Annotated in this window: 25 protein-coding genes; 11 read left to right on the top strand and 14 right to left on the bottom strand. The window is 70.6% G+C overall.

Translation table 11 applies throughout. From position 1 onward, the window contains the following. Window positions 1–28: 28 nt before the first annotated feature. On the bottom strand, window positions 29–1,306 hold the full coding sequence (locus tag ID574_RS40220; RefSeq protein WP_223167568.1) for an FAD-dependent oxidoreductase: 1,278 nt from the start codon (window positions 1,304–1,306) through the stop codon (window positions 29–31). A gap of 64 nt (window positions 1,307–1,370) precedes the next feature. Here ID574_RS40220 and ID574_RS40215 point away from each other — a divergent pair, with 64 nt between their 5' ends. The 4 genes from ID574_RS40215 to ID574_RS40200 all read left to right on the top strand — a co-directional run bounded on the left by ID574_RS40215 (window position 1,371) and on the right by ID574_RS40200 (window position 3,980). Then, complete coding sequence (locus ID574_RS40215) at window positions 1,371–1,976, top strand: TetR/AcrR family transcriptional regulator (protein WP_188194268.1); 606 nt, start codon at window positions 1,371–1,373, stop codon at window positions 1,974–1,976. 36 nt (window positions 1,977–2,012) lie between these two features. Next, window positions 2,013–2,981, top strand: a complete 969-nt coding sequence (locus tag ID574_RS40210; RefSeq protein WP_188194267.1) for an NAD-dependent epimerase/dehydratase family protein — start codon at window positions 2,013–2,015, stop codon at window positions 2,979–2,981. 74 nt (window positions 2,982–3,055) lie between these two features. Continuing rightward, the gene (locus tag ID574_RS40205) at window positions 3,056–3,256 is read left to right on the top strand and encodes a hypothetical protein (protein ID WP_188194266.1); all 201 of its coding nucleotides are present in this window, start codon (window positions 3,056–3,058) and stop codon (window positions 3,254–3,256) included. A 52-nt stretch (window positions 3,257–3,308) separates the two neighbouring features. Next, window positions 3,309–3,980 carry a glycosyltransferase family 2 protein gene (locus ID574_RS40200; protein WP_223167567.1) on the top strand — a complete coding sequence of 224 codons (672 nt, stop codon included), beginning with the start codon at window positions 3,309–3,311 and terminating at the stop codon, window positions 3,978–3,980. Here the strand turns inward: ID574_RS40200 and ID574_RS40195 are convergent. After that, window positions 3,950–4,888 (bottom strand): beta-ketoacyl-ACP synthase III, encoded by a 939-nt coding sequence (locus tag ID574_RS40195; RefSeq protein ID WP_188194265.1) that lies wholly within the window; start codon window positions 4,886–4,888, stop codon window positions 3,950–3,952. The genes ID574_RS40200 and ID574_RS40195 overlap by 31 nt on opposite strands. Window positions 4,889–4,934: 46 nt before the next feature. Between ID574_RS40195 and ID574_RS40190 the strand changes: the two genes are divergently transcribed. Next, a complete protein-coding gene (locus ID574_RS40190) occupies window positions 4,935–5,534 on the top strand; it encodes a TetR/AcrR family transcriptional regulator (protein WP_188194264.1) in 600 nt (199 codons plus the stop codon). Here the strand turns inward: ID574_RS40190 and ID574_RS40185 are convergent. From ID574_RS40185 to ID574_RS40150, 8 genes are all read right to left on the bottom strand, one after another. Further along, window positions 5,491–6,711, bottom strand: a complete 1,221-nt coding sequence (locus ID574_RS40185; protein ID WP_188194263.1) for an MFS transporter — start codon at window positions 6,709–6,711, stop codon at window positions 5,491–5,493. The genes ID574_RS40190 and ID574_RS40185 overlap by 44 nt on opposite strands. Before the next feature lie 98 nt (window positions 6,712–6,809). After that, window positions 6,810–7,487 (bottom strand): CGNR zinc finger domain-containing protein, encoded by a 678-nt coding sequence (locus ID574_RS40180; protein WP_223167566.1) that lies wholly within the window; start codon window positions 7,485–7,487, stop codon window positions 6,810–6,812. Window positions 7,488–7,568: 81 nt separating this feature from the next. Beyond that, window positions 7,569–7,781: a hypothetical protein gene (locus ID574_RS40175; RefSeq protein WP_188194262.1), complete on the bottom strand. Its 213-nt coding sequence runs from the start codon at window positions 7,779–7,781 to the stop codon at window positions 7,569–7,571. A gap of 37 nt (window positions 7,782–7,818) precedes the next feature. Further along, window positions 7,819–8,169: a nuclear transport factor 2 family protein gene (locus tag ID574_RS40170; RefSeq protein ID WP_188194261.1), complete on the bottom strand. Its 351-nt coding sequence runs from the start codon at window positions 8,167–8,169 to the stop codon at window positions 7,819–7,821. Between the two features lie 5 nt (window positions 8,170–8,174). After that, window positions 8,175–8,492: a DUF3140 domain-containing protein gene (locus ID574_RS40165; protein WP_188194260.1), complete on the bottom strand. Its 318-nt coding sequence runs from the start codon at window positions 8,490–8,492 to the stop codon at window positions 8,175–8,177. 29 nt (window positions 8,493–8,521) lie between these two features. Beyond that, entirely contained in the window at window positions 8,522–9,175 is a 654-nt protein-coding gene (locus ID574_RS40160; protein WP_188194259.1) for a response regulator, read from the bottom strand. Continuing rightward, entirely contained in the window at window positions 9,172–10,335 is a 1,164-nt protein-coding gene (locus ID574_RS40155; protein ID WP_223167565.1) for a sensor histidine kinase, read from the bottom strand. The genes ID574_RS40160 and ID574_RS40155 overlap by 4 nt, the downstream gene beginning before the upstream one ends. Window positions 10,336–10,350: 15 nt before the next feature. Next, window positions 10,351–10,935, bottom strand: coding sequence for a hypothetical protein (locus ID574_RS40150; RefSeq protein WP_188194257.1), 585 nt, complete (start codon window positions 10,933–10,935; stop codon window positions 10,351–10,353). Between the two features lie 72 nt (window positions 10,936–11,007). Here ID574_RS40150 and ID574_RS40145 point away from each other — a divergent pair, with 72 nt between their 5' ends. Further along, entirely contained in the window at window positions 11,008–11,763 is a 756-nt protein-coding gene (locus tag ID574_RS40145; RefSeq protein ID WP_188194256.1) for a serine hydrolase, read from the top strand. Between the two features lie 214 nt (window positions 11,764–11,977). Here ID574_RS40145 and ID574_RS40140 read toward each other — a convergent pair whose 3' ends face one another. The 4 genes from ID574_RS40140 to ID574_RS40125 form a co-directional block, all read right to left on the bottom strand. Further along, a complete protein-coding gene (locus tag ID574_RS40140) occupies window positions 11,978–12,613 on the bottom strand; it encodes a LysE family translocator (protein ID WP_188194255.1) in 636 nt (211 codons plus the stop codon). 54 nt (window positions 12,614–12,667) lie between these two features. Further along, window positions 12,668–13,681 (bottom strand): LacI family DNA-binding transcriptional regulator, encoded by a 1,014-nt coding sequence (locus tag ID574_RS40135; protein ID WP_188194254.1) that lies wholly within the window; start codon window positions 13,679–13,681, stop codon window positions 12,668–12,670. A 69-nt stretch (window positions 13,682–13,750) separates the two neighbouring features. Beyond that, entirely contained in the window at window positions 13,751–14,020 is a 270-nt protein-coding gene (locus ID574_RS40130) for a sulfurtransferase TusA family protein (protein WP_188194253.1), read from the bottom strand. Between the two features lie 221 nt (window positions 14,021–14,241). Continuing rightward, a complete protein-coding gene (locus tag ID574_RS40125) occupies window positions 14,242–15,255 on the bottom strand; it encodes a LacI family DNA-binding transcriptional regulator (RefSeq protein ID WP_188194252.1) in 1,014 nt (337 codons plus the stop codon). A 110-nt stretch (window positions 15,256–15,365) separates the two neighbouring features. Here ID574_RS40125 and ID574_RS40120 point away from each other — a divergent pair, with 110 nt between their 5' ends. Genes ID574_RS40120 through ID574_RS40100 form a run of 5 tightly spaced genes read left to right on the top strand, consistent with a single transcriptional unit; the run spans window position 15,366 to window position 24,129 of the window. Next, window positions 15,366–16,646, top strand: coding sequence for an ABC transporter substrate-binding protein (locus ID574_RS40120; protein WP_188194251.1), 1,281 nt, complete (start codon window positions 15,366–15,368; stop codon window positions 16,644–16,646). After that, window positions 16,643–17,557, top strand: coding sequence for a carbohydrate ABC transporter permease (locus tag ID574_RS40115; protein ID WP_188194250.1), 915 nt, complete (start codon window positions 16,643–16,645; stop codon window positions 17,555–17,557). Before ID574_RS40120 ends, ID574_RS40115 begins: the two co-directional genes overlap by 4 nt. Further along, on the top strand, window positions 17,554–18,318 hold the full coding sequence (locus ID574_RS40110; protein ID WP_188194249.1) for a carbohydrate ABC transporter permease: 765 nt from the start codon (window positions 17,554–17,556) through the stop codon (window positions 18,316–18,318). Before ID574_RS40115 ends, ID574_RS40110 begins: the two co-directional genes overlap by 4 nt. Beyond that, window positions 18,311–20,110: a glycoside hydrolase family 127 protein gene (locus tag ID574_RS40105; protein WP_188194248.1), complete on the top strand. Its 1,800-nt coding sequence runs from the start codon at window positions 18,311–18,313 to the stop codon at window positions 20,108–20,110. The genes ID574_RS40110 and ID574_RS40105 overlap by 8 nt, the downstream gene beginning before the upstream one ends. An 11-nt stretch (window positions 20,111–20,121) precedes the next feature. After that, the gene (locus ID574_RS40100) at window positions 20,122–24,129 is read left to right on the top strand and encodes an Ig-like domain-containing protein (protein WP_188194247.1); all 4,008 of its coding nucleotides are present in this window, start codon (window positions 20,122–20,124) and stop codon (window positions 24,127–24,129) included. Window positions 24,130–24,131: the final 2 nt, after the last annotated feature.

Here is a 24,131-nt window from a genome sequence, read left to right as displayed (position 1 = left end):
CCGCGGCCCTCCGGTGCAACGGGCCGGGCTATGAGAACACCTTGGCCTTGAGCGACGGCATCCGCTGGACCAGGCGCAGGAACGTCTTGAAGCCCATTCGGGCCACCCTGCTCTCGCCGACGAACTGCTCGGCCGAGCGCAGGGAGTCGCGTACGGCGGCGAAGCCGTACTCGCGCATCTCCGCCTCATAGCCGGCGATGGCCTGGACCGGGTCGCCGCCGGCGGTCAGGGCCCCGACAAGAGCACTGCAGAGCACACGGGCGTCGCGCAGGGCGGTGTTCGCGCCGATGCCGCGCATGGGGGTCATGCTGTGGATCGCGTCGCCGAGCAGGGTGATGTTCGTGGCCGGCCAGGGGCCGATCGGGACGGACGTGCGGATCGGCAGCAGGCTGACGGTGTCGGGGTGCGACAGGTCGATCATCGTACGTAGATCCGGGTGCCACGACCTCATCATGCTTGCCACGGTGTCCTTGAGGTGTTGGCCCGACATTTCGGAAATGTCGGACGGGAAGCGGCCCGCCGCCGCGCCGACCGCCCACAGGATGTAGCTGCTGGTGTTGTCCATCAGCGCGCCCTCCTGCTCGGTCGCCCCGATCCCGCCCTCCGGCAGGTCCACGTCGCTCAGGTCGTGCGGCGCGCAGAACAGGCTGACGCCCTTGGGCGAGATGATGGTGTTCGGCCCGTCCACCAGCCGCGGCGCCAGCAGCTTCCTGGTCTCGGCGGTGAGCGGGAACTTGCCCGCCACCGTGGTGATCCCGGTGTCCACCCGCTCGGCGTGCGGCAGGTACTGCCTGCGCACCCGCGAGTTCCCGCCGTCCGCGGCCACCACGATGTCCGCGATCTCGCTCGTGCCGTCCGCGAAGTGCAGCCGCACGCTCCCGCTGGGCAGGCGCTCGTACCGCTCGAACGTCTTGCCGAACCGTACGACGTCCTCCATCCCCGAAAGCAGCACCTGCCTGAGCGTGATGCGGCTGACCGAGTGGTGGTCGTCCGCCGGGTCCGGGGCCTTGGGGGTCTCGATCAGCGCGAGGAGGCCGAGCTGCTCGGTGAGGAAGCCGAAGTCCTGCCCGCCCTGCCCGGTGGTGTCCAGGAACGACTGCCACAGGTGCTCGGGCAGGCAGTCGTGCAGCGCGCGGGCGCCGTGGGGGTCGATGTGCACGCGGTAGCCCTGCAGCCGGTCGGACGGCGTGCGGTCCCGCTCGTAGACGGTCACGTCGAGGTCCGCTTTGCGCAGGCCCTGGGTCAGGCAGAGCCCGCCGATCCCGCCACCGATGATCGCGATGCTCTTCGTCGTCGTCTTCGTCATGCCCTCAACAATCAACCATGCGGATAATTCTGTCAACCATACGGATGGATGATAAAGTCGACGCATGAGACGAGCACCGGAGGAGAAGCAGCGCGACCCCGAACGCACGAAGGCCCGGATCCTCCAGGCGGCGCTGGAGGAGTTCGCGGCCAAGGGGTTCGCGGGGGCGCGGGTCAATGAGATCGCCGCGCGGGCCGGGGTCAACAAGCAGCTGATCTCGTACTATTTCGGCGGCAAAGAGGGCCTCTTCCAGGCGCTCACCACGCGCTGGCAGAGCGAGGAGAGCGCGTTCGCCGACCGCTCGTCCTCACTCGGCCGGCTCGTGGCCGGCTATGTGCGGGCCAACGCCGAGCGGCGTGACTTCGGCAAGCTGATGATCTGGCAGGGCCTGACCGAGGACACCGTCCCGCCCGACCCCGCCTTCGCCGAGGACGTGCGCCGCGACGTGGAATGGCTGCGCAGGCGCCGGCAGGCGGGTGAGTTCCCCGCGGACCTCGATCCGGCCGCCCTGCTGGTCGCGCTGTTCACCATGGCCTCCGCCGGCATCGTCTACCCACAGCTCGTCCGGGCCGCCTGCGACCTCGACCCGGCGTCCACCGAGTTCGGTGAGTACTACGCCGAGCAGCTCGAGAAGCTGATCGAGCACCTGGCCGAGGTCACCGATTCGTAAGATCCGCAGGCCCCGGGCCGGTGTTGGATCGGCGGCATGCGCGTGCTCCTCACCGGCTCGGCCGGCTTCATCGGCAGCCACGTCGCGGAGGTCCTCGACCACGAGGTGATCGCCGCCGACCTCCGCACGGGCGTGGACGTCCGCGACGAGGCCGCGCTGGACCGTCTCCTGCCCGGCGTCGATGCCGTGGTCCACCAGGCCGCCAAGGTCGGGCTCGGGGTCGACGTGGCCGATCTGCCCGCGTACGCCTCGGTCAACGCGTACGGCACGGCCACTCTGCTCGCGGCCATGGCCAGACACGGCGTGGGCCGCCTGGTGCTGGCCTCCTCCATGGTCGTCTACGGCGAGGGCGCCTACGACTGCCCCCGCCACGGCCGCGTCCGCCCGGGCCCACGGCGGCCGGAAGACCTGGCCTCCGGCCTGTTCGACCCGCGCTGCCCGCTGTGCGAGAGCGTCCTGTCCCCGTCGGTCATCGAGGAGGACGCCCCGCTCGACCCCCGCAACGCCTACGCCACCACCAAGCTGGCCCAGGAACACCTGGCCGCCAACTGGGCCCGCGAGACCGGCGGCACCGCCGTGGCCCTGCGCTACCACAACGTGTACGGCCCGCGCATGCCCAGGGACACGCCGTACGCCGGGGTCGCGTCCATCTTCCTGTCCGCCCTGCTGGCCGGGCGGGCGCCCACGGTCTTCGAGGACGGGGGCCAGCGACGCGACTTCGTCCACGTGCGGGACGTGGCCCGGGCCAACGCCCTGGCCCTCGGGGCGGGGGCCGAGGGGGCGCTGGCGGCGTACAACATCGCCAGCGGCACGCCGCACACGGTCGGCGACCTGGCGGCGGCGCTGGCCGCCCGGACCGGCGGCCCGGAGCCGGTGACGACGGGGGACTACCGGCTCGGGGACGTCCGCCACATCGTGGCGTCCCCCGCCAAGGCGACCAGAGAATTGGGCTTCACGGCCGACATCTCCTTCGAGGACGGCATGAAGGAGTTCGCTCAGCGGTAGGGCCCATCGCCAAGTTAGCCTGCCATGCGCATCACTTACTGGATCGCACCTCACCGCCGGATGGTGCTGTTGACGTGTTCCGTAAGACAGGGATGCGCAATGATCGCGAGGTCGAGCGGGCGCGGCGAGCCATGCGGCGCTGTGTCGAGCTCGAGCACACCGTCGACGAGGAAGAAGCAGGGACCGTGCCCACGCTGCCCGTCCTGGAGCGGCTGGCGCGCGCCCTGGACGCGGACCTGGAGGTCCGCCTGACGCTCCGCGTGCCCGCCGCCTGACGTCATCGGTCCGTAAGGTCCGGAGCGGGGTGCGGGCCCTAGCGTCTGAGCTGTGATCGATGTCGTGTTGCCCTGCCTCGACGAGGCCGAGGCGCTGCCGTGGGTGCTGGACCGGATGCCGGCCGGCTACCGTCCCATCGTCGTCGACAACGGCTCCACCGACGGCTCCGACCAGCTGGCCGCCGCCCGCGGAGCCCTCGTCGTACGTGAGCCGCGCCGTGGGTTCGGCGCCGCCTGCCACGCCGGCCTGCTGGCCGCCTCCAGCGAGATCGTCTGCTTCATGGACGCCGACGCCTCGCTCGACCCGGGCCAACTCCCGCTCCTCACCACGCGACTGGGCGAGGCGGACCTGGTGCTGGGGCGCCGGGTGGCCACCGCGGCGGGAGCCTGGCCGGTGCACGCCCGCTTGGGGAACGCGGTCCTGGCCCGCCGGTTGCGGCGCGCGGCCGGCGTTCCGGTGCGTGATCTCGGCCCGATGCGGGCCTGCCGTCGCGCCGCGCTGCTCGGCCTCGAGCTGGCGGACCGTCGTTTCGGTTATCCACTCGAAATGGTGCTGCGGGCGGCGGCGGCCGGATGGCGGGTCGCGGAGGTCGACGTCCGTTACTACCCGCGGGCCGGCCGTTCCAAGGTCACGGGCACCGTACGCGGAACGCTGCGGGCGATCAAGGACATGCGTGCCGTGCTCGCCGCCCATCAGGGGCAGCGCACCACCATCCCCGCGTAGGACAGATTGCCGCCGAACCCGAACAGCAGCATCGGCTCCCCGCGCCGCACCACCCCCTGCTCCAGCAGCTTCGACAGGGCCAGGGGAATGCTGGCGGCCGAGGTGTTCCCCGACTCAACAACGTCGCGCGCCACGATCGCGTTGACCGCGCCGAGCTTCTTGGCGATGGGCTCGATGATGCGCAGGTTCGCCTGGTGCAGCACCACCGCGGCCAGGTCCTCGGGCCGTACGCCGCCGCGCTCGCAGGCCCGCCGGGCGATCTCGGGCAGCCGGGTGGTGGCCCAGCGGTAGACGGTCTGGCCGTCCTGGGCGAAGCGAGCAGGGGTGCCCTCGATGCGTACGGCGGTGCCGAGCTCGGGCGCCGACCCCCACACCACGGGCCCGATCCCCGCCTCCGGGGCCGCACCGACCACGGCCGCCCCCGCCCCGTCGCCGGTCAGCACACACGTGGTGCGGTCGGTCCAGTCGGTGACCGACGTCATCTTTTCCGCGCCGACGACCAGGGCGTTCGTGGCCGCGCCCGCGCGGATCGTGTGATCGGCCACGGCCAGGGCGTGGGTGAAGCCCGAGCACGAGACCCCGACGTCCATCAGCGCGGCGGCGGGCACGCCGAGGCGGGCCGCGACGCGGGAGGCGATGTTGGGGGCGCGCTCGGTCTGGGTGCAGGTGGCGATCAGCACCAGGTCGATGTCGGCCGGGTCCAGGCCGCTGCCCGCCAGCGCCTTGGCGGCGGCGTGCGCGGCGAGGTCCGCCACGCTCTCGTCGGGCCCGGCCACGTGCCGCGTGCGGATGCCGACCCGCTGCCTGATCCACTCGTCGCTGGTGTCCACCATGCCCGCCAGCTCGTCATTCGTCAGGACCTTGGCTGGTTGGTAGTGGCCCGTGGCGACAAGTCGTGATCCGTTCATGCTGCAGACTATAGCAACCGAACGTTCGGACGCTAATGTAGGCCACATGAGCCCGCGCAGGTCCGTCGCCGAGGCCCTCGGCACCCGTTCCGCCATCCTCGACCGCTCGGTCGCCATCGCCTCCGCCGAGGGGCTCGAAGGGCTGACCATCGGCCGCCTCGCCCTGGAGCTGGGCATGAGCAAGTCGGGCGTGCTCGGGCACTTCGGCTCCAAAGAGGCGCTGCAGCTGGCGGCGCTCAACCGGGCGGAGGAGGTCTTCCGCGCTGAGGTGTGGGCGCCCGCCCAGCCCGCCGCGCCCGGCCTGGCCAGGCTCCGCGCGCTCTGCGAGGCGTGGATCTCCTACCTGGAACGCGGGGTCTTCCCCGGCGGGTGTTTCTTCGTGGCGGCGGCGCACGAGTTCGACGGCCGCGAGGGGCCGGTGCGCGACGCGGTCGAGGCCATGTTCGCCGCCTGGCGCGGGCGGCTGCGCAAGGAGGCGCGGCGCGCCGTGGAGGCCGGCGAGCTGCCGGCGGGCACGGACGCCGAGCAGCTCGCGTTCGAGCTGCTCGGCCTGGTCATGGCCCTGAACCACGCCCTCCAGCTCCACCGCGACCCGGAGGCCGTCACCCTCGCCCGCCGCGCCGTACGCGCCCGCCTGGGCGGTTGAGCCGCGAGACCCGTTCGAGCGGCCGGGCCCGCGCCGGCTCTCCGATCACGAGGGCGAGCGCGGCCAGGCTCAGCAGACCGCCCACGAGCACCGTGCTCCCGACGCCGGAGCCGGACAGCAGGACGCCGCCGATGAACGCCCCTGCGGTGATCCCGGCGTTGAAGGCGGTGGACATGCCCGCCGAGGCCAGGTCGACGCTGCCCGGGGCGACCTGCAGCACCCGGCCGGTCACGGCGGTGGCCAGGGCGGCGAACGACAGCCCGGACAACGCCACCAGTCCGGCCGCCACCACCGGCACACCGCCGAAGACGTGGAGCCCGAGGAGTGACACGGCCTGCGCCGTCACGGGGACGACCATCGCGGCGCGGGGGTGGCGGTCGGCGAGGTGCCCGCCGACGGCCACGCCGAGCACGCTGGCGAGGCCCCGAACCAGCAGGAGCGGCCCGATCGCCGCCGCGGAGAAGCCGCTCACGTCGGTCAGGAACGGGGTGACGTACGTGAACGCGGTGAACGTCCCGGTGACCGCGAGGGCGCACACCGCGATCAGCCTCCAGTACGCCCGGGCGTCGGGAGCGGTTCCCGTGGTGGCGGGCTCGTGCCCGGCCGTGCTCGCCGGCAGCAGCGAGGCGATCGCCACCAGGGCCAATAAGCCGATGGCGCTGAGCGCGAGGAAGGACGCCCGCCAGCCGGCCTGCTGGCCGATCCAGGTCCCGGCGGGCACACCCAGCACCGTCGCGAGCGAGCTTCCCGCGAACACCACGCCGATCACGCGGCCGTGCACGCGAGGCGGGAACAGGCTGGTGGCGGTGGAGACGACGACGGCCCAGAACACCGCCTGGCTGAGCGCGGTGATCGCCCGGGCGCCGAGGAGGAGCTCGTACGTGGTGGCGACGGCCGAGAGCCAGCCGGCCACGACCAGCACGGCGAGCAGCCCCGTCAGCAGGAGGCGGCGCGGCATGCGGCAGGTCAGCCGGGTCAGCGGGACGGTGGCGAGGACGACCACCAGCCCGTAGCCGGTCACCAGCATGCCGACGGCCGAGTGGGAGGCCGACAGGTCCGTCGCGATCAGCGTGAGCAGGCCGATGGGAAGCGCCTCGACGGTGACGTAGATGAACGTCGACACCGACAGCGCCGCCAGCGCGCCGATCGACCGTGCGGTGCTCCTATGCCTGTCCATTCTGCTTCTCCTCTAGCGATGTTTGCTGGTAGCAGATAGTGGGCTCCGCCGGAGGTGGCGGCCGGGATCAGGGGGCGCGGTCTCCGGGCCCGCGGGTGTCAGCCGGATGTTCCGGTGTCGGCGGTGGCGCGCCGGGCGGCCCGCCGGCGTTCGGTGAGACGGCGCGCCTTGACGTCCGTGCCGCAGTCGGCCATCCGGCACCATCTGCGCGAGCCGTTGCGGCTGCGGTCGAGGAAGACCCAGCCGCAGCCGCCGCTCTCGGTCGGGCAGCGGCGCACGCGCTCGACGTCGGCGGTGCGCAGCAGGTCGAGGGCGGCGTCCACGGCGCGGTCGGGCACCAGCGACGCGGGGACGACGCCGACGACGAGCCGAACAGCGGAGGCGCCCCGCGGATCGGGCGCCAGCGTGGAGCGGCCCGCCGCGGCGAGCCAGCGGCAGTGCAGCCGGTCGAGCGCGGCGCCGCAGGACGCGGCGTCGATCGGCTCCGGCGCCAGGGCGGCGGTGGCGAGGAGGGCGAGGTGCAGTGACTCGCGGATCTCCCGGGTGGCCTCCAGCGCGGCGTGCGCCGCGCCGGGGTCGTGGTCCCAGGCTTCGGTGACCGCCCGGGCCTCCGCCTCGTCGATCATCCCCGCGCGGCGTGCCCAGAGCAGGAGCGCGGCCGGTTCGGACACGTAGTCGCGCGGCTCCCAACCGGGGGCTGGGACGCCTCGTTCCACGGTGTTGACCAGATCCAGGGCCGGGTGACCGCCCACAAGTGGCAGCTCGGACACATCCATGCCCTGATGCTACCTATCAAATGCCTTTTGGTGGTAGCTACATTTTGCATACCCCGGCGGGGAGACCGCCCAGCCGGGTGGTCAGCTCGCCGAGAGGCGGTCGAAGAGCTCCAGCGCGGCCTGGCGCACCTCGTCAGGAGACAGCCCGTCCAGCGTCTCCCTGGCCTGGGCGATGTCCCGGGTGGTGGCCAGCGTGATGGCCACGGACGAGGCGGCGGCGCGGTCGATCGATCCCGTCGGGGCGGCGTCGGCCAACTGCTGGGCGCTCGCGGCGAGGTCGAGGTTGTCTCTCAACGGATCTCCTCGGGTGAAGACGGCTCGGCCCATTGCATCATCTGGTGTCGTGTCTCATCCACCATTCGGTGAATTCCCGGCATCGACCATCGGGCACGAATCGGATCACCCAAAGATTGCTATAGGTTTTGTCTGGATATGTGGTGACCCCTTGAATGACGCCGAGATCCTCCGTCACGCACACCGGATGCCACTCGAACGTGGCCTCACCCGGCTTGTCCCGCCGATCCAGCCAGTTGGCGACGATCTCCTCGCGTCCGTGCCACGGCGCGCTGTACGGCTCGGTGTAGTAGACGGCGTCCTCCGTGAACAGGGCGGAGATGTCGTCGGGGTCGTTGGAGTTCCACGCGCGCACGTACCCCTCGATCCACGGACGCGGTTCGGCCATCGGGCTCAGCCTCTCAGGGGATCATGTCCGACGGACATGAGCTCGCGCCGCGACTGGTCGTCGGTCTTGTCGCCCATGGTCTCCACGATCTCGACGACCTGCCGCATCACCTCGAGGTCGTCCTTGGTCAGGTCGCCCTTGCGCTTGCTCAGGACGTGCAGGACGCCCCGCCCCAGGCTGTCGATGCCCAGATCGGGATCGGCCGGGAAGCCCTCCTCGTTCGAGGCGTCCGCCAGCAGGTACGCGCGCAGTTCCTCGGAGTTCATGTTGACGGAGCGATGGAACTCTTCCCAGAGCATGTCGGTGTCAAAGGCCTCAGTCATACGCCACCGCCTACCCGTCTCACCCCGCCTTACGCACCCGGCACGGCCAGTCCGGACTCGTACGCGGCGATCACGGCCTGCACTCGATCCCGCAGGCCCAGCTTGCTCAGCACGTTGCTGACATGCGTCTTCACCGTGTGCTCGCTGACCACCATGGCCTCGGCGATCTCGGCGTTGGACAGCCCGCGGGCGATCAGCCGCAGCGTCTCGCGCTCGCGGGCGGTCAGCACGTCGACGGTCGCCGCCACGGGCCGGGCCGCCGGTCGCGAGGTGAACTCGGCGATCAGCTTTCCGGTGACGGCCGGCGCCAGCAACGAGTCGCCCGCCGCCACCACCCGCACCGCGTTCACCAGCTCGTCGCGCCGCACGTCCTTGAGCAGGAACCCGCTGGCCCCGGCCCGCAGCGCGTCGAACACGTAGTCGTCGAGGTCGAACGTGGTCAGCATCAGCACCCGGCACCGGGTCTCCGCGCACACGATCCCGGCCGCCTCGATGCCGTCCATCCTCGGCATGCGGATGTCGAGCAGGAGCACGTCGGGGTCGTGCTCGCGGACCGCGGCCACCGCCTCGACCCCGTCGCCTGCCTCGGCGACCACGTCGATGTCGGGCTGGGCGTCCAGGATCATCGCGAACCCGCCCCTGACCAGCTCCTGGTCGTCTGCCACGACGACGCGCACGCTCATGACGCCGCCAGCGGCAGCCGTACCGACACCACGAAGCCCGCGCCGTCCGGCCTGGGACCCGCCGTGGCCGTGCCGCCGCAGGCGGCGGCACGCTCGCGGATGCCGATCAGCCCGTTGCCGCCCGAGGGCAGCTCCCGGCCGGCTCCCGGCCCGTTGTCCGTGATGTCGATCATCAGGTTGTCGTCCTCCCAGGTGAGGCGGATGTCGGCGCGGTCGGCGCCGGAATGCTTGACGATGTTGGTGAGCGCCTCCTGCGTGATCCGGTAGGCGGCCACCGCGCTGTCGGGCGCGAGCGGGCGCGGCTCGCCCGACTCGGCGAAGGCCACGTCCAGGCCCGTGCCGCCGACCTGTCCGGCCAACGCGGGCAGCTCGGCGATGGTGGGCTGCGGCACGCGCGGCGCGTGCTCGTCCTCCTTCAGCACGCCCAGCAGGCGGCGCAGCTGCACCATCGCGTCCCGCCCGGCCGCGGCGATCGCGTCGAAGGCGGCCTCCGCCCTGGCCGGGTCGCTCCGCACCACCACGGGCCCCGCCTCGGCCTGCACCACCATCAGGCTGACCGCGTGGGCCAGGATGTCGTGCATGTCGCGGGCGATCCTGGCGCGCTCGCGCTCGGCCGCGCGCTCGGCTTCCATCCGGCGCTCCCTTTCCAGCCTGGCGGCACGTTCCTCGAGGGCGGCCGCGTGGGCGCGGGAGGTGGCCGCGGCCCGGCCGATGGCGTACGCGGCGACGATCTGCACCACCCCGCGCAGCGCGGTCTCCCACGACCCGACCGTCAGCAGGGCGCCGACGAGGGCCACGATGAGCATGGCCATCCGGTATCCGGGGGAGCTGTAGGCGGCCACGGTGTAGAACGCCACGAGGACGCCGTACCAGATGGGCTGGTTGGCGAGGGGCTCTGCGAGATCGTAGAGGGCGCTCGTGCCCAGACTGATCACCAGGACCGTCACCGGCGCCCGCCGCCGCCACACCAGGGGGACGGAGGCGCCGATCGCGACCACGTATCCCCACCAGTGCCATGGCTGCCCGGTGTAGCTCTGTGCCGAGATCAGCGGCCACAGCTGCACCACCGTGATCACCCCGGCGAGCACCCCGTCGACCCAGAGGTGGGGGAGCGCCCGCAGCCTGCGCCGCGCGACATCGACGATCGTCGGATCGGACACGGTGCTCATTTTCCCTCACGTACGGGCGAGCGCTCGCGGGGCGGCGGGGGAGGTGCCGCGGGACATCGACCAGAACACTCCCACGAGGACGATCGCGCTGACCGGGATGAGGTCCTTGTCGATCACCGGGAGCACGAGGCCGGCCAGCATCATGACCGGCATCCAGGCCTTGACCTGCCCGCGGACGGCAAGGTGGACGACGAGCGCGAACTGCGCCACGTAGAACAGGAACGGCCCCACGTCGTAGACGGCGAGCCGAACCGCGGGCAACGCCTGCACCTGGTCGAACATCGTCCCCATCGCGTCGCGATCGGCCGCCATGAACCCGATCACGATGTCGATCCCGAACTGGGCGAACAGGCACGCGATCCCGGCGAGCCCGAGAATCACGCTGATCGTGGCGGGCCAGGCTCTTCCTAGCCGCCGGTACAGATCCCGAAATATCACGACGAAGAACACGAGCCCGCCCATGAAGGCCAGGTGCCCGGCCGTCCAGGCGAGCCCGGGTCCGTAGACCCCGTCGAGGCCGTCGAGGATGCGGATCAGGCCGTAGGCGAGCATGAGCAGAGGCGCGGCGATGAAGGTGAAGCGAGGATTCATGGGGAAATCGTCGCCTCGCCGGGGGTCCGCGGACATCGCCGGTACCGGCGATCCTGCTCCTCCCTCTCAGGAGTGAGAAGAAATGGGCCGCATCGGCGAGCGCCCACTCCGAGCGCCTGCCCGCCGCCGGTCGTCATCCAGCTCGACCCGGACGCGCCCATCCCGCCGATCAACCCCACGGCGCTGCAGCAGCCCATCGCAGGCCTGCCCGCGGCCGAGGCCACCGCCGCGATCGTCCGGGTGAGCGGCGCCAAGGGCTCGTGGAAGGGCGTGACGGGGGTGGCCGACCTCACCACCCAGCGCAAGGCGTCGGCGCACGTACGCTTCCGTGCGGGCAGCGTGACCAAGATGTTCACCACCGCGGTGGTGCTGCAGCTCGTGGCCGAGCGCAAGGTCTCGCTCGACGGGACGGTCCAGGACCACCTGCCCGGCCTGCTGCCCGGCACCTCCCCGCGCGTCCGCGGCCCGCACCACAAGGGCTACCAGGTGGTCCCCGCGGGCTTCGAGAGCGCCATCCCCTACGGTGAGGGCCATGTGGTCGACATGACCGAGACCAGCGTCACCTCGACCTGGGCCTCGGGCGATCTCGTCTCCACGGTCGCGGACCTGGAGAAGTTCGTCAAGGCGCTGTTCTCGGGGAAGGCCGTGCCGCCCGGCGGCATCGTCGCCTACGGCAAGACCGGCGCCCGCCACGGCTACGCCGCCGGCGTCGGCGCCACCCGCGACCTGAGCCGCACCCTCGTCTACTCGGTCAACTCCACCGACGCCAAGGCCTCCGGCCAGAACCAGCGAACGCTGGGCATCGCACTGGCCGTCTCCGCCCGATGAGGTCATCCCGCGCCGCCGCTCATCACATGTCTGGGATTCGTCCAAATTTATTTAGGTATGGGGGTACTCATGTGGCACCCCGCGTGCTCCGTCATTCTGAGCTTGCCGCGAAGGAGGGGACGGTACGTGCCGTGGGTCGAGACGAGCGGTCTGCCAGCCGCCGTCCCGGCCCGCGGTACGCGCCGAGCGGTGGCCGGGGTGTCCCGGCCCCGGGTCAGCGTTCGACGGCCAGGCGGACGCCGAGGCCGATGAAGATGCCGCCGGTGGCGATGTCGACCTTGCGACGGGCGGCGTGGCGGCGGCGCAGCCAGCCGCCGATCCGCCCCCCGAGCACCCCCACCGTGCCGTCCACCACGAACTCCAGCGCGATCAGAATGGCGCCGAGGATCGCGAACTGCAGCCAGACCTGCCCCAGCTCCGGGTTGATGAACTGGGGGAGGAAGGCGATGGTGAAGGTGACCATCTTCGGGTTCAGCAGGTTCGTCAGCAGGCCGCTGCTGAACGCCCGGCGGCCCGTCAGCGCCGCGCGGCCGTCCACGGCCATCTCGCTGTCGACCCCCTTGCGGTTACGCAGCATCTGGACGCCGAGGTAGATCAGGTACGCGGCTCCGGCGATGCGTACCACGGTGAAGGCGACCGGCACCGCCTCGAAGAGGGCGGCCAGGCCGACCGCTGCCACGGCGACGTGGACCGCCTCGCTCGTGGCCACGCCGGCCGTGGCGAGCAGGCCGGCGCGCGGGCCGCCGCGCATCCCGCAGCCCAGGACGAACAGCATGTCCGGCCCAGGAGTGATCATCGCGACGATCGTGGTGACAGTGAAGAGCGCAAGCAGGTGGGGGTCGATAGGCATGACACAATCGTCGCATATCGCCCCGCTCAGGGTGCGGGAGCGGAGCCGCGCTGCTCAAGCCCCGGGAGCCGGGCCGGTGCTGCCGCGCGGCGTGAGGACGGCGGCCTGGTCCTCGTACGGCGGCACGCTCTCGCCCGCGATCAGCGCCAGCAGCCGCTGGGCGGCGTGCGCGCCGTAGGCCGGGATGTCGCGGGTCAGGGCCGTCAGCGGCGGGCGCACGACCTGGGAGAGGGGCGAGTCGTCCCACGCCACGATGGACAGGTCGCGCGGCACGTCGACCCGCATCTCCTGCGCGACGGACAACCCCGCCACGGCCATGATGTCGTTGTCGTAGACGATCGCCGTGGGCCGGTCGGGCGAGCTGAGCAGCCGCCGGGTGGCCCGGGCGCCCTCGTCGCCGGTGTAGTCGGTGTGCACGATGACGTGCTCGGCCGCCCCTTCGCACGCCGCGGCGAACGCCTGGTCGCGCACCCGGGTGTGGACCAGCTCGGGCATCCCGGCCACCCGCGCGACGCGGCGGTGCCCGAGCGCCACGAGGTAGCCCACGGTCTCGCGGACGGCCTGGCCGTCGTCGGACCAGATGGCCGACAGCGAGCCGGACTCGGAGGGATGGCCGATGACGACGACCGGCATGCCCAGCCGCTCCAGCTCGGGCACCCGGGCGTCAGAAGAGTGCAGGTCGACGAGGAAGACGCCGTCGATGCGGCTCTCGCCCCACCAGTGCCGGTAGACCTCGCTCTCCTGCCGGTGGCTGGTGACCACCTGGAGCAGCAGCGCGTACGACCGGTCGGCGAGCACGCCCTCGATGCCGCTGATCAGCTCCATGAAGAAGGGCTCGACGCCGAGGATGCGGGCGGGACGGCACAGTGCGAGGCCGACGCAGTTGGCGCGGGCGCCGTTGAGTGCCCGGGCGGCGCTGTTGGGCCGCCAGCCGATCTCTTCGGCAATGGCGACGATCCTGGCCCGCGTCGCCTCCGACACCCCCGGCTGCCCGTTGAGCGCGTAGGACACCGCCACCTTGGACACACCCGCCCGGGTGGCGATGTCGGCGATCGTCGGTCGCTTCACGGGGCTCCCTCCCTGAACCGGGTAATCCCCACTACTGTAGGCCACGCTGACGGAGAGGGAATTAACCGCTTAAGCCACGTGCCAGGGCCTGGCGTCTTCGGTCTCCTGGGCCGCCCCGGCCACGCGCAGCGCGTACGTGGGCCGCTCCGCCCCCTCGACGGGGCCCAGGTAGGTGTGCCCGGTCAGGTGGCACCAGGCCGGCAGGTCGACGGGCGCGGCCGGGTCGGTGGCGATCAGGTGGATCACGGCGCCGGGACCGGCCTGGCGGACGTGGCCGCGCAGCTCGATGAGCAGCTGAACGCACAGCTTGTCGCCGCCGTCCACAACGAGATCAGGCATGCGTATAGGAAACCACCTGATCCCCTTGCACGTGGAATTCCGGCCTCGGCCCCGGCTCCTCGCCGAGCGCCCGCGCCCGTGCCGGTCTCATGCCCATGCTGTGCCCGTGTCGGTCCGGTCTCCGTGTCACCGCCCGCGCTGTGCCAGTGCGGTGTCGTGCAGTGACGTGAGGGGCCGGATGCCCTGGGTGAGGGAGCTGGGGGGTGGCGTGTGGCGCGGGGTCAGGAAACGCCGGGCGGGGAGGTGGAGTCGCGGATGACGAGCTGGCACGGCATCTTGTGCACCCCCGGGGTGGCCTTGCCGTCGATGGCGGCGAACAGGTGCTGTGCCGCCGTCCGCCCCAGCAGCTCCAGGTTCATGTCCACAGTGGTGAGCGCGGGCCGGGTCTCGGTGGAAAGCACCTCCCAGTTGTCGTAACCGACCACCGCGATGTCGTCCGGCACCCGCCGCCCCCGCTCCCGCGCCGTCTCCACGAACCCGGCGGCGATCTGGTCGCTGCCGCAGAAGACGGCGTCCACGTCGGGCTCGGCCATGAGCAGCATCTCGGCCGCGTGCCTGCCCCACCGCTGCGACCAGGGCCCTGACAACGTCTGCCCCACCTGCTCGACCCCCGCCTCCGCGAGCGCCAGGCGCAACCCCTCCTCGCGGTCTCGGGCGGCCTTGTAGTGGGTAGGTCCCGTGATGTGCGCGATCTTGCGGCGGCCCATCGCCAGCAGGTGGTTGACGGCCATGGCGGCGGCCCCCACGTCGTCCGGCACGAACGACACGTCGTCCGGGTCCTCCGACGGGCCGTACGCGTACACGACGGGCACCGGGAGGTCCTTGCTCACCGACGGTCGCGGGTTGGTGCTCTCGCCCACCACGATCAGCCCGTCCACCCGGCGCGACAGCAGGGCCCGCAGGTGGTGCTGCTCCCTGATCGCGTCGCCACGCGCGTCACAGAGCAGCACGGCCATCTCGTCGGCCCCGAAGGCGTCCTCCGCGCCGAGCAGCACCGGGATGCCGAACCGGCCGACGCTGTCGGAGGTCAGCAGCCCCACGGTGCGCGTCTGGCCCGACAGCAGCCCGCGCGCGAGCGCGTTCGGCTGGAAGGAGAGCTCCGCCGCGGCGGCGAGCACGCGCTCGCGCGTCGCCGGTCGCACGTCCTGGCGTCCGTTGAGCGCCTTCGACGCGGTGGCGATCGAAACCCCCGCCAGCGAGGCCACATCGTTGATGGTCGCCCGCTTTGTCGCCATACTTCGAAACCCTTTTCGTCGCCTGTGAACTGCTTAGAACCCTAGCACCCATTGACAGGGCCACAGGTTTCTTCTACGTTTCCGAAAACCTTTAAGTCCAGGAGCACATCATGAGACGAAGGCTGGCCGGGATCTCCCTCCTCGGTGTGTTAGCGCTCACAGCAGCTGCCTGCGGCAACAGCGGAGGCGGTGGCGGTGGGGGTGGTGGCACGCAGCCCGCGGACGGTCCCGTGACGATCACCATGTGGACCCGCGCCGCCACTCAGGCGCAGAGCGAGCGGCTCGTCCAGGAGTACAACAAGACGCACAAGAACCAGGTGAAACTCACCGTCATCCCCACGGACAACTACCAGCCGCGCATCGCCGCCGCGGCCGGCGCCAAGCAGCTGCCCGACGTCTTCGCGGCCGACGTCATTTTCGTCCCGAACTACACCTCGCAGGGCCTGTTCATGGACATCACGGACAGGGTCGCGAAGCTGCCGTACAAGGACGGCCTGGCCCCCTCGCACATGAAGCTGGGCACGCTCGACAACCGGATGTACACGCTTCCCCACACCCTCGACCTGTCGGTCTGGTTCTGGAACAAGGATCTCTACGATAAGGCCGGGCTCGACCCCGAGAAGGGCCCGAAGACGCTGAAGGAGTTCGCCCAGCACGCCACCACCATCGACGAGAAGCTCGGCAAGGACGGCAAGGTCCACGGCACGTTCTTCGGTGGCAACTGCGGCGGCTGCTACGTCTTCACGTTCTGGCCGTCCGTCTGGGCCGCCGGCGGCCAGGTCATGAACGCCGAGGGCACGCAGTCTCTGAACGACCAGCCAGCGATGACCGACGTCTTCAAGATCTACCGCGACCTGTACGAGAAGAAGGCCACCGGGCCGACGGCCAAGGAGGAGCAGGGCCCGACCTGGACCGGCTTCTTCCCCAAGGGGGAGATCGGCGTCATGCCGATGCCGTCGACCACGCTCGGCCTGATGCCCAAGGACATGAAGATCGGTGTCACCCCCATCGCCGGCCCCGACGGCGGCGAGTCCACGTTCGTCGGCGGCGACTCCATCGGCATCTCGGCGACCAGTAAGAACGCCGACGCCGCCTGGGAGTTCCTGTCCTGGACGGTCTCCGACCAGGCCCAGGTCGAGGTCATGGCCAAGAACAAGGACGTGCTGGCCCGCACCGACCTGGCCAACAACAAGTACTCCGCCGAGGACCCGCGCGTGGTGCTGATCAACTCGCTGGTGGCCAAGGGCCAGACCCCGTACGCGCTGCGCTTCGGCCAGACCTTCAACGACCCGCAGGGCCCGTGGCTGCGTTACGCCCGCGAGGCCGTCTTCGGTGACGTCTCGAAGCTGCCGCAGCTCAACGCCGAGATCACGAAGTCGCTGCAACAATGACCTTGACGATCAACCGTACCGGGCGGAAGGCGGCACACTCCGCGCCGTCCGCCCGGTGGCGGAGCAGGAAGGTCCAGGGCTGGCTGTACGCGGCGCCGACGGCCGTCATCGTGGGCGTGCTCTTCATCGCGCCCCTGGTGCTGGTCGTCTGGATGTCGCTCAACCGCTGGCCCCTGCTCGGCCAGGCCACGTTCAACGCCCCCGCCAACTACACCAAGATCGCCGACAATCCGCTCTTCGTCGACGCCGTCTTCTTCACGCTCAAGTACACCGCGATCACCACCGTCGTGCTGTCCGCGGCGGCGCTCGGCCTGGCCCTGCTCGTGCAGGACCGCAAACCGGGCATCGGCTTCTTCAGGACCGCGTTCTTCCTGCCCGGCGCGGTCGGCTTCGCCGCCGCGGCCCTGCTGTTCTACGGCATGCTGAACAACGACTTCGGCCCCATCGACCCGATGCTCCAGTCGCTGGGCATCACCGACGAGCCGGTGAAGTGGATCGGCACGCCGAACATGGCGCTGTTCTCCACGATCACGCTGGTCATCTGGCGGTTCGCCGGGTTCAACATGCTCATCCTGCTGACCGGCCTGCAGGCCATCCCGACCGAGGTGTACGAGGCCGCGAGGAGCGACGGGGCCAACCGCTGGCAGGTCTTCACCAAGATCACCCTCCCGCTGCTCCGGCCGACGCTGGCGCTGATGCTCATCCTCAGCGTCACGGGCTCCCTGCTCGCCTTCGACCAGTTCTTCGTCTTCACCAACGGCGGCCCCGACAACAGCACGGTCTCCATGGTCATGGTCGTCTACCGTGACGCGTTCTTCCGCTTCGACCTGGGCGGCGCCGCGGCGCTGTCGGTCGTGCTGCTCGTGGCCCTCGTCGGGCTCAACACGCTGATGATGCGGAGGCTGCGATGAGCCGTTACCTCACGCTGTCCTGCCTGGCGGTGCTGTTCCTGTTCCCGCTGGTGTGGAGCGGCTACGCCTCGCTGGAGGAGCCGTCCAACTACCTGGAGATGGCCCGCTTCGGCGAGGGCGTCGGCACGTACGCGACCAACAGCGTGCTGGTCTCCGGCATGACCGTGGCGGGCACGCTGGTCGTCTCCGCGCTCGGCGGGTACGGGTTCGCCCGCTTCGACTTCCCCGGCAAGAACCTGCTGTTCCTCGCCACGCTGGCGATCCTCATGGTGCCGTACGCGACCATCCTCATCCCGCTCTACGTGCTGCTCGGCTACCTGGGCCTGCAGAACTCCCTCGTCGGGCTGTCGCTGGTGTTCGTGATGTTCCAGCTGCCGTTCGCGCTGTTCATGATGCGCAACGCGTTCGAGGCGCTGCCGCGCGAGCTGGAGGAGGCGGCGCTGGTGGACGGCTGCGGGACGTTCCGCGCCTTCTCCAGGATCCTGCTCCAGGCCGTGCGCCCCGCGCTGATCACGGTGGGCCTGTTCGCGTTCCTCGCCTCGTGGAACGACTTCTTCGCGCCGCTCATCCTGCTCAACGACGGCGCGTCGTTCACCCTGCCGGTGGCCGTGGTGAGCATGACGCAGCAGACGTTCGGCGCGATCGACTACGGCATGCTCCAGGCCGGCGTCATGGTCATGGCATTCCCCTGTCTCATTCTCTTCATCGTGTTGCAGCGCCACTACGTGCGCGGATTCATGTCAGGAGCTCTGCGTGGCTAACCCCGTCCTGCCCTCGTCGGGCGTGCTGTCCCCCCTCGGCCTCGACGCCGTACGCACCTCGCCCGGTTTCTGGGGCGACCGGGTCGCGCTCAACCGCGAGGTCACGATCGCCCACTGCCAGGAATGGGAAGAGCGCGAAGGCTGGATCGGCAACTTCCGGGGCGAGCGCCCCCGCAGGGGCCGGGAGTTCAGCGACTCCGAGATCTACAAGCTGCTGGAGGCCATGGCCTGGGCCGACCACCCCGGGCTGCCCGCGCTGGCCGAGACCGTGGCCCAGGCCCAGGAGGGCGACGGCTACATCAACACCCGCTGGTCCGGCAGCCGCTACACCGACTTCGAGTGGGGTCACGAGCTCTACTGCTTCGGCCACCTCATCCAGGCCGGGGTCGCCCGGCTGCGCATGCACGGCGAGGACCGGCTGACGCAGGTGGCGGTGCGGGCCGCCGACCACGTCTGCCGCCGGTTCATGGAGGGCACCGAGACCTGCGGGCACCCGGAGATCGAGATGGCGCTGGTCGAGCTCTACCGGGTGACCGGGGCCGAGCGCTACCTGGAGATGGCCCGGCGCTTCGTCGACCGGCGCGGCCTGCCCGCGCTCGCCGACATCCCCTTCGGCCGCGCCTACTACCAGGACGACATGCCGGTCCGGCAGGCACAGGTGTTCCGCGGGCACGTCGTGCGGGCCCTCTACCTGGCCTCCGGCGTGGTGGACGTGGCCGTCGAGACCGGCGACGAGGAGCTGCTGAAGGCGGTCGAGGCGCAGTGGGAGCGGACCGTCGCCCGCCGCACCCACCTGACGGGCGGCATGGGCTCGCGGCACATCGACGAGTCGTACGGCGAGGACTACGAGCTGCCCCCGGACCGCGCCTACAACGAGACCTGCGCGAGCATCGCCTCGATCATGCTGGCGCACCGGCTGCTCCTGGCCACCGGCGACGTCCGGTACGCCGACCTGGCCGAGCGGACCCTGTACAACATGCTCGCCACGGGAGTGGCGCTGGACGGCCGGTCGTTCTTCTACGCCAACCCGCTGCAGGTTCGGGTGCCCGCGGTGCCCCTCGAAGGGGTCAACCACGCCGCCGAGGGCGGGCTCCGCTCCCACTGGTTCGACGTGTCCTGCTGCCCGAACAACATCGCCCGCACGCTGGCCTCCCTGCCCGCCTACCTGGCGACGTCCTCGGCCGACGGCATCCAGATCCACCACCACACGCCGTCGGAGATCCGGCACGGCGACCTGGTGGTGCGGGTGGAGACCGGCTACCCGTGGGACGGCGCGGTGACCGTCCGGGTGCTGGAGGACGGCGAGGGCCGGATCTCGCTGCGGGTCCCGGCCTGGGCCGAGGACGCGACGCTGGCGCACGGGGGGATGGTCCGCGAGGTGACCCCGGGGTACGCGGTCGCCGACGGGCCGTGGCGGGCCGGTGACGAGATCCGGCTGGAACTCCCCATGACCCCCCGCTGGACGTTCCCCGACCGGCGGATCGACGCGCTGCGCGGCAGCGCCGCCGTGGAGCGCGGGCCGCTGGTCTACTGCGCGGAGTCGGTGGCCGACGAGCCGCCGCTCGGCGACGTCACGGCGCGGGTGGCGCCGCCCGTGGAGCACCACGAGGACGGCGTGGTGGAGCTGGAGGTCGAGGCGTCGCTCGGCGCCGGAGACCCGAGCGGCTGGCCGTACGGGGCCGCGCAGGACGGGCGCCCATCGGGTGCGGGCGTCGGTCTGCGGCTGGTGCCGTACCACCGCTGGGGCAACCGGGGTCCCGCGACCATGCGTGTCTGGCTACCGATCCTCTGATGGAGAGACTCATGCGTAAGAAGCTGAGCTACTTAGCGGTGTTAGCGCTCACAGCGTCGCTCGCCGCGTTACCCACCCCTGCGGCGGCGGCGCCGGACGATCTGGGCATGCCGGTGTTCACGGGCGGCGATCCCGTGCCCGACGAGCCCGTGGGTTACCACCCGCGGAAGATGATGGAGGAGATCTACAAGAAGGAGAAGGGCGGCGACTCGTACTGGATCGACCGCATGCTGGCCAGGCCGGGTGAGGACCCGGCGGGTCCGTGGTTGATGACGCGCGGGCGGGCGCTGTTCATGAAGGAGCACGATCCGCGGAAGATCGGGTTCGGCGGGTACGTCGCCTACTGGGAGAGCATCGACAACCGGGACGCGTACACGATCTCGCTCGGGACCACGTTGACCGAGGACGTCTCCAAGCGGCTGCAGATGCCCAGCCACTGGACCGGCCAGTACGCCGGCGACGGGCTGTCGGTCGGCGTGAAGAAGTTCATCACCCACGAGAACGTGGCCGTCACGACCCTGGAGATCACCAACACCGGGTCGGCGGCGAAGTCGGTCCCGATCACGGTGACCTCGCCGTACACCAAGGACGCCGACGGCGACCGGGAGCTGACCGGCGCCGTGTTCGCCAAGAACCGGCTGACCACGATCTTCCCCAGGCTCAGCGGTGACGGGCTGAAGGTGGCCGACGGCGCCCTCAAGGGATCGGTAACCGTCGAGCCCGGCAAGACCGTGGGCACCAAGGTCCAGATGGGCTTCGTCACCGAGGAACTGCCCGAGTCGCGCGACGAGTACGACGGCTACAAGGGCCGCTCGGCGGAGAACGCCCTGCGCCGGCACCTGCAGGACTACAACGCCTGGTGGGCGAAGAACGTCCCGTACATCGACGTGCCCGACGAGAACATCAAGAAGTTCGTCTACTACCGCTGGTGGCTGATGCGCTTCAACTTCCTCGACGCCGACATCCCCGGGAACGACTACCAGTTCCCGACGTCGGTGGAGGGCGCGCTCGGCTACAACAACGCGATCGTGCTGACCGTGCCGATGTTCGTGCAGGACCTGAAGTACCTGCGCGACCCGATCTACTCGTACGGGCCGTGGGTGTCGGCGGGCGAGGTCTCGCGCAACTCGAAGTACACCGACAACCCGGGCGACCCCGAGAACTGGTCGAACAGCTACACGCAGTACATCTCGCAGGCGGCGCTGGAGAGCTACCAGATCCACGGCGGGCAGCCGGCGATCCTGCGCAACCTCGCCCGCTACGCCGAGAAGGACGTCTACGGCCAGCTCGACGCCTACGACTCCAACAAGAACGGCGTGATCGAGTACGACTGGGAGGCCATGACCGGCAACGACGCCGACGCGGTGTCGTTCCACTACTACGACCGGGCGAACGAGCGGCTCGAAGGCGCGTACGTGTACGCCAACGCGATGGCGGCGGCGCAGGCGTACGAGCTGACGGGCGACCAGATGAAGGCCGCCGAGATGCGCGGCGTGGCCGACAAGGTCAAGAACGGCATCCTCACCCTGCTCTGGGACGAGGAGAACAAGCTGTTCAAGCACCGCGACCTCCAGACGGGCAACCTGATCCCGTGGAAGGAGTCGAACAACTACATCCCGTACGCGACCGGCCTGGTGCCCACCGACGACCCGAAATATCGGGAGCCGCTGCGGTTGTGGTCCGACCCAGCGGAATATCCGATATTTCCGGCGTACACCGCCAACCAGAAGGACAAGGCGGAGGCGGCGGCCCGCGGCATCCCGGGTTCGAACAACTTCTCGCAGATCAACTCGACCCGGAACTTCGCGCTGTTCTCCAAGGCCATGCGCCAGTACCAGACCTCGCACATCACCGCTGACCAGTACAAGCAGCTGCTCTACTGGAACGCCTGGTCGCAGTACGTCGACGGCGACACCCGCTACCCCGACGCCAACGAGTACTGGGCCAACTGGAACAAGACCACCAAGACCATCGGCTACCGCTCCTGGATCCACCACACGATCCTGGGCAGCAGCAACTGGACCGTCATCGAGGACGTCATGGGCCTGCGCCCGCGCTCGGACGGCAAGGTCGAGCTGTGGCCGGTGGACATCGGCTGGGACCACTTCACCGTCAACGGCGTCAACTACCGGGGCGACGACCTGACCATCGTCTGGGACAAGCCGGGCGACGGGACCACTCACTACGCCGGGGTGCCCGAGGGGTACTCGATCCTGATCGACGGCAAGCGCAAGGTCACCCTGTCCGGGCTCGCGCACGCGGTGTGGGACCCGAAGACGGGCACGGTCGAGGGTGGAACGGTGGTGCACGCCGAGAAGGCCGCCTCGATGAAGGCCCCCGTCCAGGTCGAGCTGGAGGGCGACCGCGTCGAGGACCTGTTCAGGAAGGCCGGCGTGGACCTGCGCTCCACCCGCCCCAACCTGGTCAAGTCCGCCACCGCCTCGCACGGCGACCCGGCCGGCGCGGTGGACGGGTTCACGATCAACGAGCCGTACTGGGGCAGCAAGGGCTCCGGCAAGGCCCAGGACTGGCTGGAGATCGACCTCGGCTCACCCCAGACCGTCGACCGGCTGAAGCTGTACTTCTTCAACGACCGCAAGGCCGGCGGCTACCGCGAGCCCGCCTTCTACTCGGTGCAGTACCTCGACGGCGACACCTGGAAGGACGTGGCCGGGCAGGCCAAGAAACCGGTCTACCCGCGGGCGAACCTCAACGAGGTCCGCTTCCCGGCCCTCACCGCGCAGAAGCTGCGGGTGCAGGTCACGCACCAGCTCGGGTACGCCACGGGCCTGAAGGAGGTGCAGGCGTACCGGACGGGCGCGGACGCCGGCTCGGTGAGCAACCGGGCGCCGCACCTGGTGGCCGTGGTCGACCCCGCCCACAACCGGCCGGGCCAGGTCAGGATCGACCTGGTGGCCAAGGACGACGCGCTGCCGTCGGGCAGGCTCACCACCCAGTGGTCCAAGGTGGACGGGCCCGGCGAGGCGTTCTTCACCGCCCCGACCGGCAGGAGCACGGTGGTCTCGTTCTCCGAGCCGGGCACGTACCGGCTGAAGGTCACCGCCACGGACGGCGAGAAGACCACCTCCACGACCGTGACCGTCGCCGCCACGCCCCAGGCCGCGCAGGTCAACATCGCGCCCAAGGCCACGCCCACGGCCTCCTACACCTCGCCGTGGGAGAAGGTCACCGCGATCAACGACGGCATCGACCCGCCACGCTCCAACGACGGCGCCAACCCGCGCTGGGGCACCTGGCCGCAGCAGGGCTCCCAGTGGGTGCAGCTCGAATGGCCGGTGCCGGTGCGGGTGAACAAGGCCGACGTGTACTTCTTCGACGACACCGGCGGCGTGCGCCTGCCCGCGTCGTGGAAGATCCAGCAGTGGGACGGCGACTCCTTCGAGGACGTCACCGGCGTCGCCTCCTACCCGAAGGCGATCGACGCCTACAACACCGTCTCGTTCGACACGGTCACGACGTCGCGGCTGCGCGTCCAGTTGGAGGCCGGCGGGGCGTCGGTCGGGCTGCTGGAGGTCAAGGTGTACGAGGTCCCGCCGGACTCCGTGCGCCCCGTGCACGTCCCCACCCTGGTCGACACGCTGCCCACGTTGCCGGCCACCGTGGAGACGCTGTACGCGGACGGCGCCCGCAGCACGGCCGCCGTCACCTGGCAGCAGGTGACGCCCGACCAGGTGAAGACCGGCGGCACCAGCTTCACCGTCACCGGGCTCGCCGAGGGCGTCCGCGCGCCCGCCCAGGCCACGGTGTACGTCCGCACCACCGCGGCCGTGACGATCACCTCGATCGCCGAGGAGGCGGTCACGACCAGGGCCGGCGTGGCGCCGTCGATGCCGAGGACCGTCGTGGCGACGTACAACGACGGGTCCAAGGACAGCTCGGTGGCCGTCACCTGGGAGGCGATCAGCCCTGACAAGTACGCCCAGCCGGGCACCTTCACCGTGACCGGCCAGGTCCAGGGCACGACGCTCACCGCGAAGGCCACGGTGACCGTCGGCTGAGA

This window comes from Nonomuraea sp. SYSU D8015, assembly GCF_008065375.1.
Lineage (GTDB): Bacteria > Actinomycetota > Actinomycetes > Streptosporangiales > Streptosporangiaceae > Nonomuraea.
The sequence above is the reverse complement of the archived record's forward strand: the minus strand, read 5'-3'. Positions and strand labels throughout refer to the sequence as shown.

Excerpts from the sequence above, each read along its gene's own strand:
- ID574_RS40220 (WP_223167568.1), bottom strand. The coding sequence starts at position 1,306 with ATGACGAAGACGACGACGAAGAGCATCGCGATCATCGGTGGCGGGATC.
- ID574_RS40215 (WP_188194268.1), top strand. The coding sequence starts at position 1,371 with ATGAGACGAGCACCGGAGGAGAAGCAGCGCGACCCCGAACGCACGAAG.
- ID574_RS40210 (WP_188194267.1), top strand. The coding sequence starts at position 2,013 with ATGCGCGTGCTCCTCACCGGCTCGGCCGGCTTCATCGGCAGCCACGTC.
- ID574_RS40195 (WP_188194265.1), bottom strand. The coding sequence starts at position 4,888 with ATGAACGGATCACGACTTGTCGCCACGGGCCACTACCAACCAGCCAAG.
- ID574_RS40190 (WP_188194264.1), top strand. The coding sequence starts at position 4,935 with ATGAGCCCGCGCAGGTCCGTCGCCGAGGCCCTCGGCACCCGTTCCGCC.
- ID574_RS40185 (WP_188194263.1), bottom strand. The coding sequence starts at position 6,711 with ATGGACAGGCATAGGAGCACCGCACGGTCGATCGGCGCGCTGGCGGCG.
- ID574_RS40180 (WP_223167566.1), bottom strand. The coding sequence starts at position 7,487 with ATGGATGTGTCCGAGCTGCCACTTGTGGGCGGTCACCCGGCCCTGGAT.
- ID574_RS40170 (WP_188194261.1), bottom strand. The coding sequence starts at position 8,169 with ATGGCCGAACCGCGTCCGTGGATCGAGGGGTACGTGCGCGCGTGGAAC.
- ID574_RS40165 (WP_188194260.1), bottom strand. The coding sequence starts at position 8,492 with ATGACTGAGGCCTTTGACACCGACATGCTCTGGGAAGAGTTCCATCGC.
- ID574_RS40160 (WP_188194259.1), bottom strand. The coding sequence starts at position 9,175 with ATGAGCGTGCGCGTCGTCGTGGCAGACGACCAGGAGCTGGTCAGGGGC.
- ID574_RS40150 (WP_188194257.1), bottom strand. The coding sequence starts at position 10,935 with ATGAATCCTCGCTTCACCTTCATCGCCGCGCCTCTGCTCATGCTCGCC.
- ID574_RS40140 (WP_188194255.1), bottom strand. The coding sequence starts at position 12,613 with ATGCCTATCGACCCCCACCTGCTTGCGCTCTTCACTGTCACCACGATC.
- ID574_RS40130 (WP_188194253.1), bottom strand. The coding sequence starts at position 14,020 with ATGCCTGATCTCGTTGTGGACGGCGGCGACAAGCTGTGCGTTCAGCTG.
- ID574_RS40125 (WP_188194252.1), bottom strand. The coding sequence starts at position 15,255 with ATGGCGACAAAGCGGGCGACCATCAACGATGTGGCCTCGCTGGCGGGG.
- ID574_RS40120 (WP_188194251.1), top strand. The coding sequence starts at position 15,366 with ATGAGACGAAGGCTGGCCGGGATCTCCCTCCTCGGTGTGTTAGCGCTC.
- ID574_RS40115 (WP_188194250.1), top strand. The coding sequence starts at position 16,643 with ATGACCTTGACGATCAACCGTACCGGGCGGAAGGCGGCACACTCCGCG.
- ID574_RS40110 (WP_188194249.1), top strand. The coding sequence starts at position 17,554 with ATGAGCCGTTACCTCACGCTGTCCTGCCTGGCGGTGCTGTTCCTGTTC.
- ID574_RS40100 (WP_188194247.1), top strand. The coding sequence starts at position 20,122 with ATGCGTAAGAAGCTGAGCTACTTAGCGGTGTTAGCGCTCACAGCGTCG.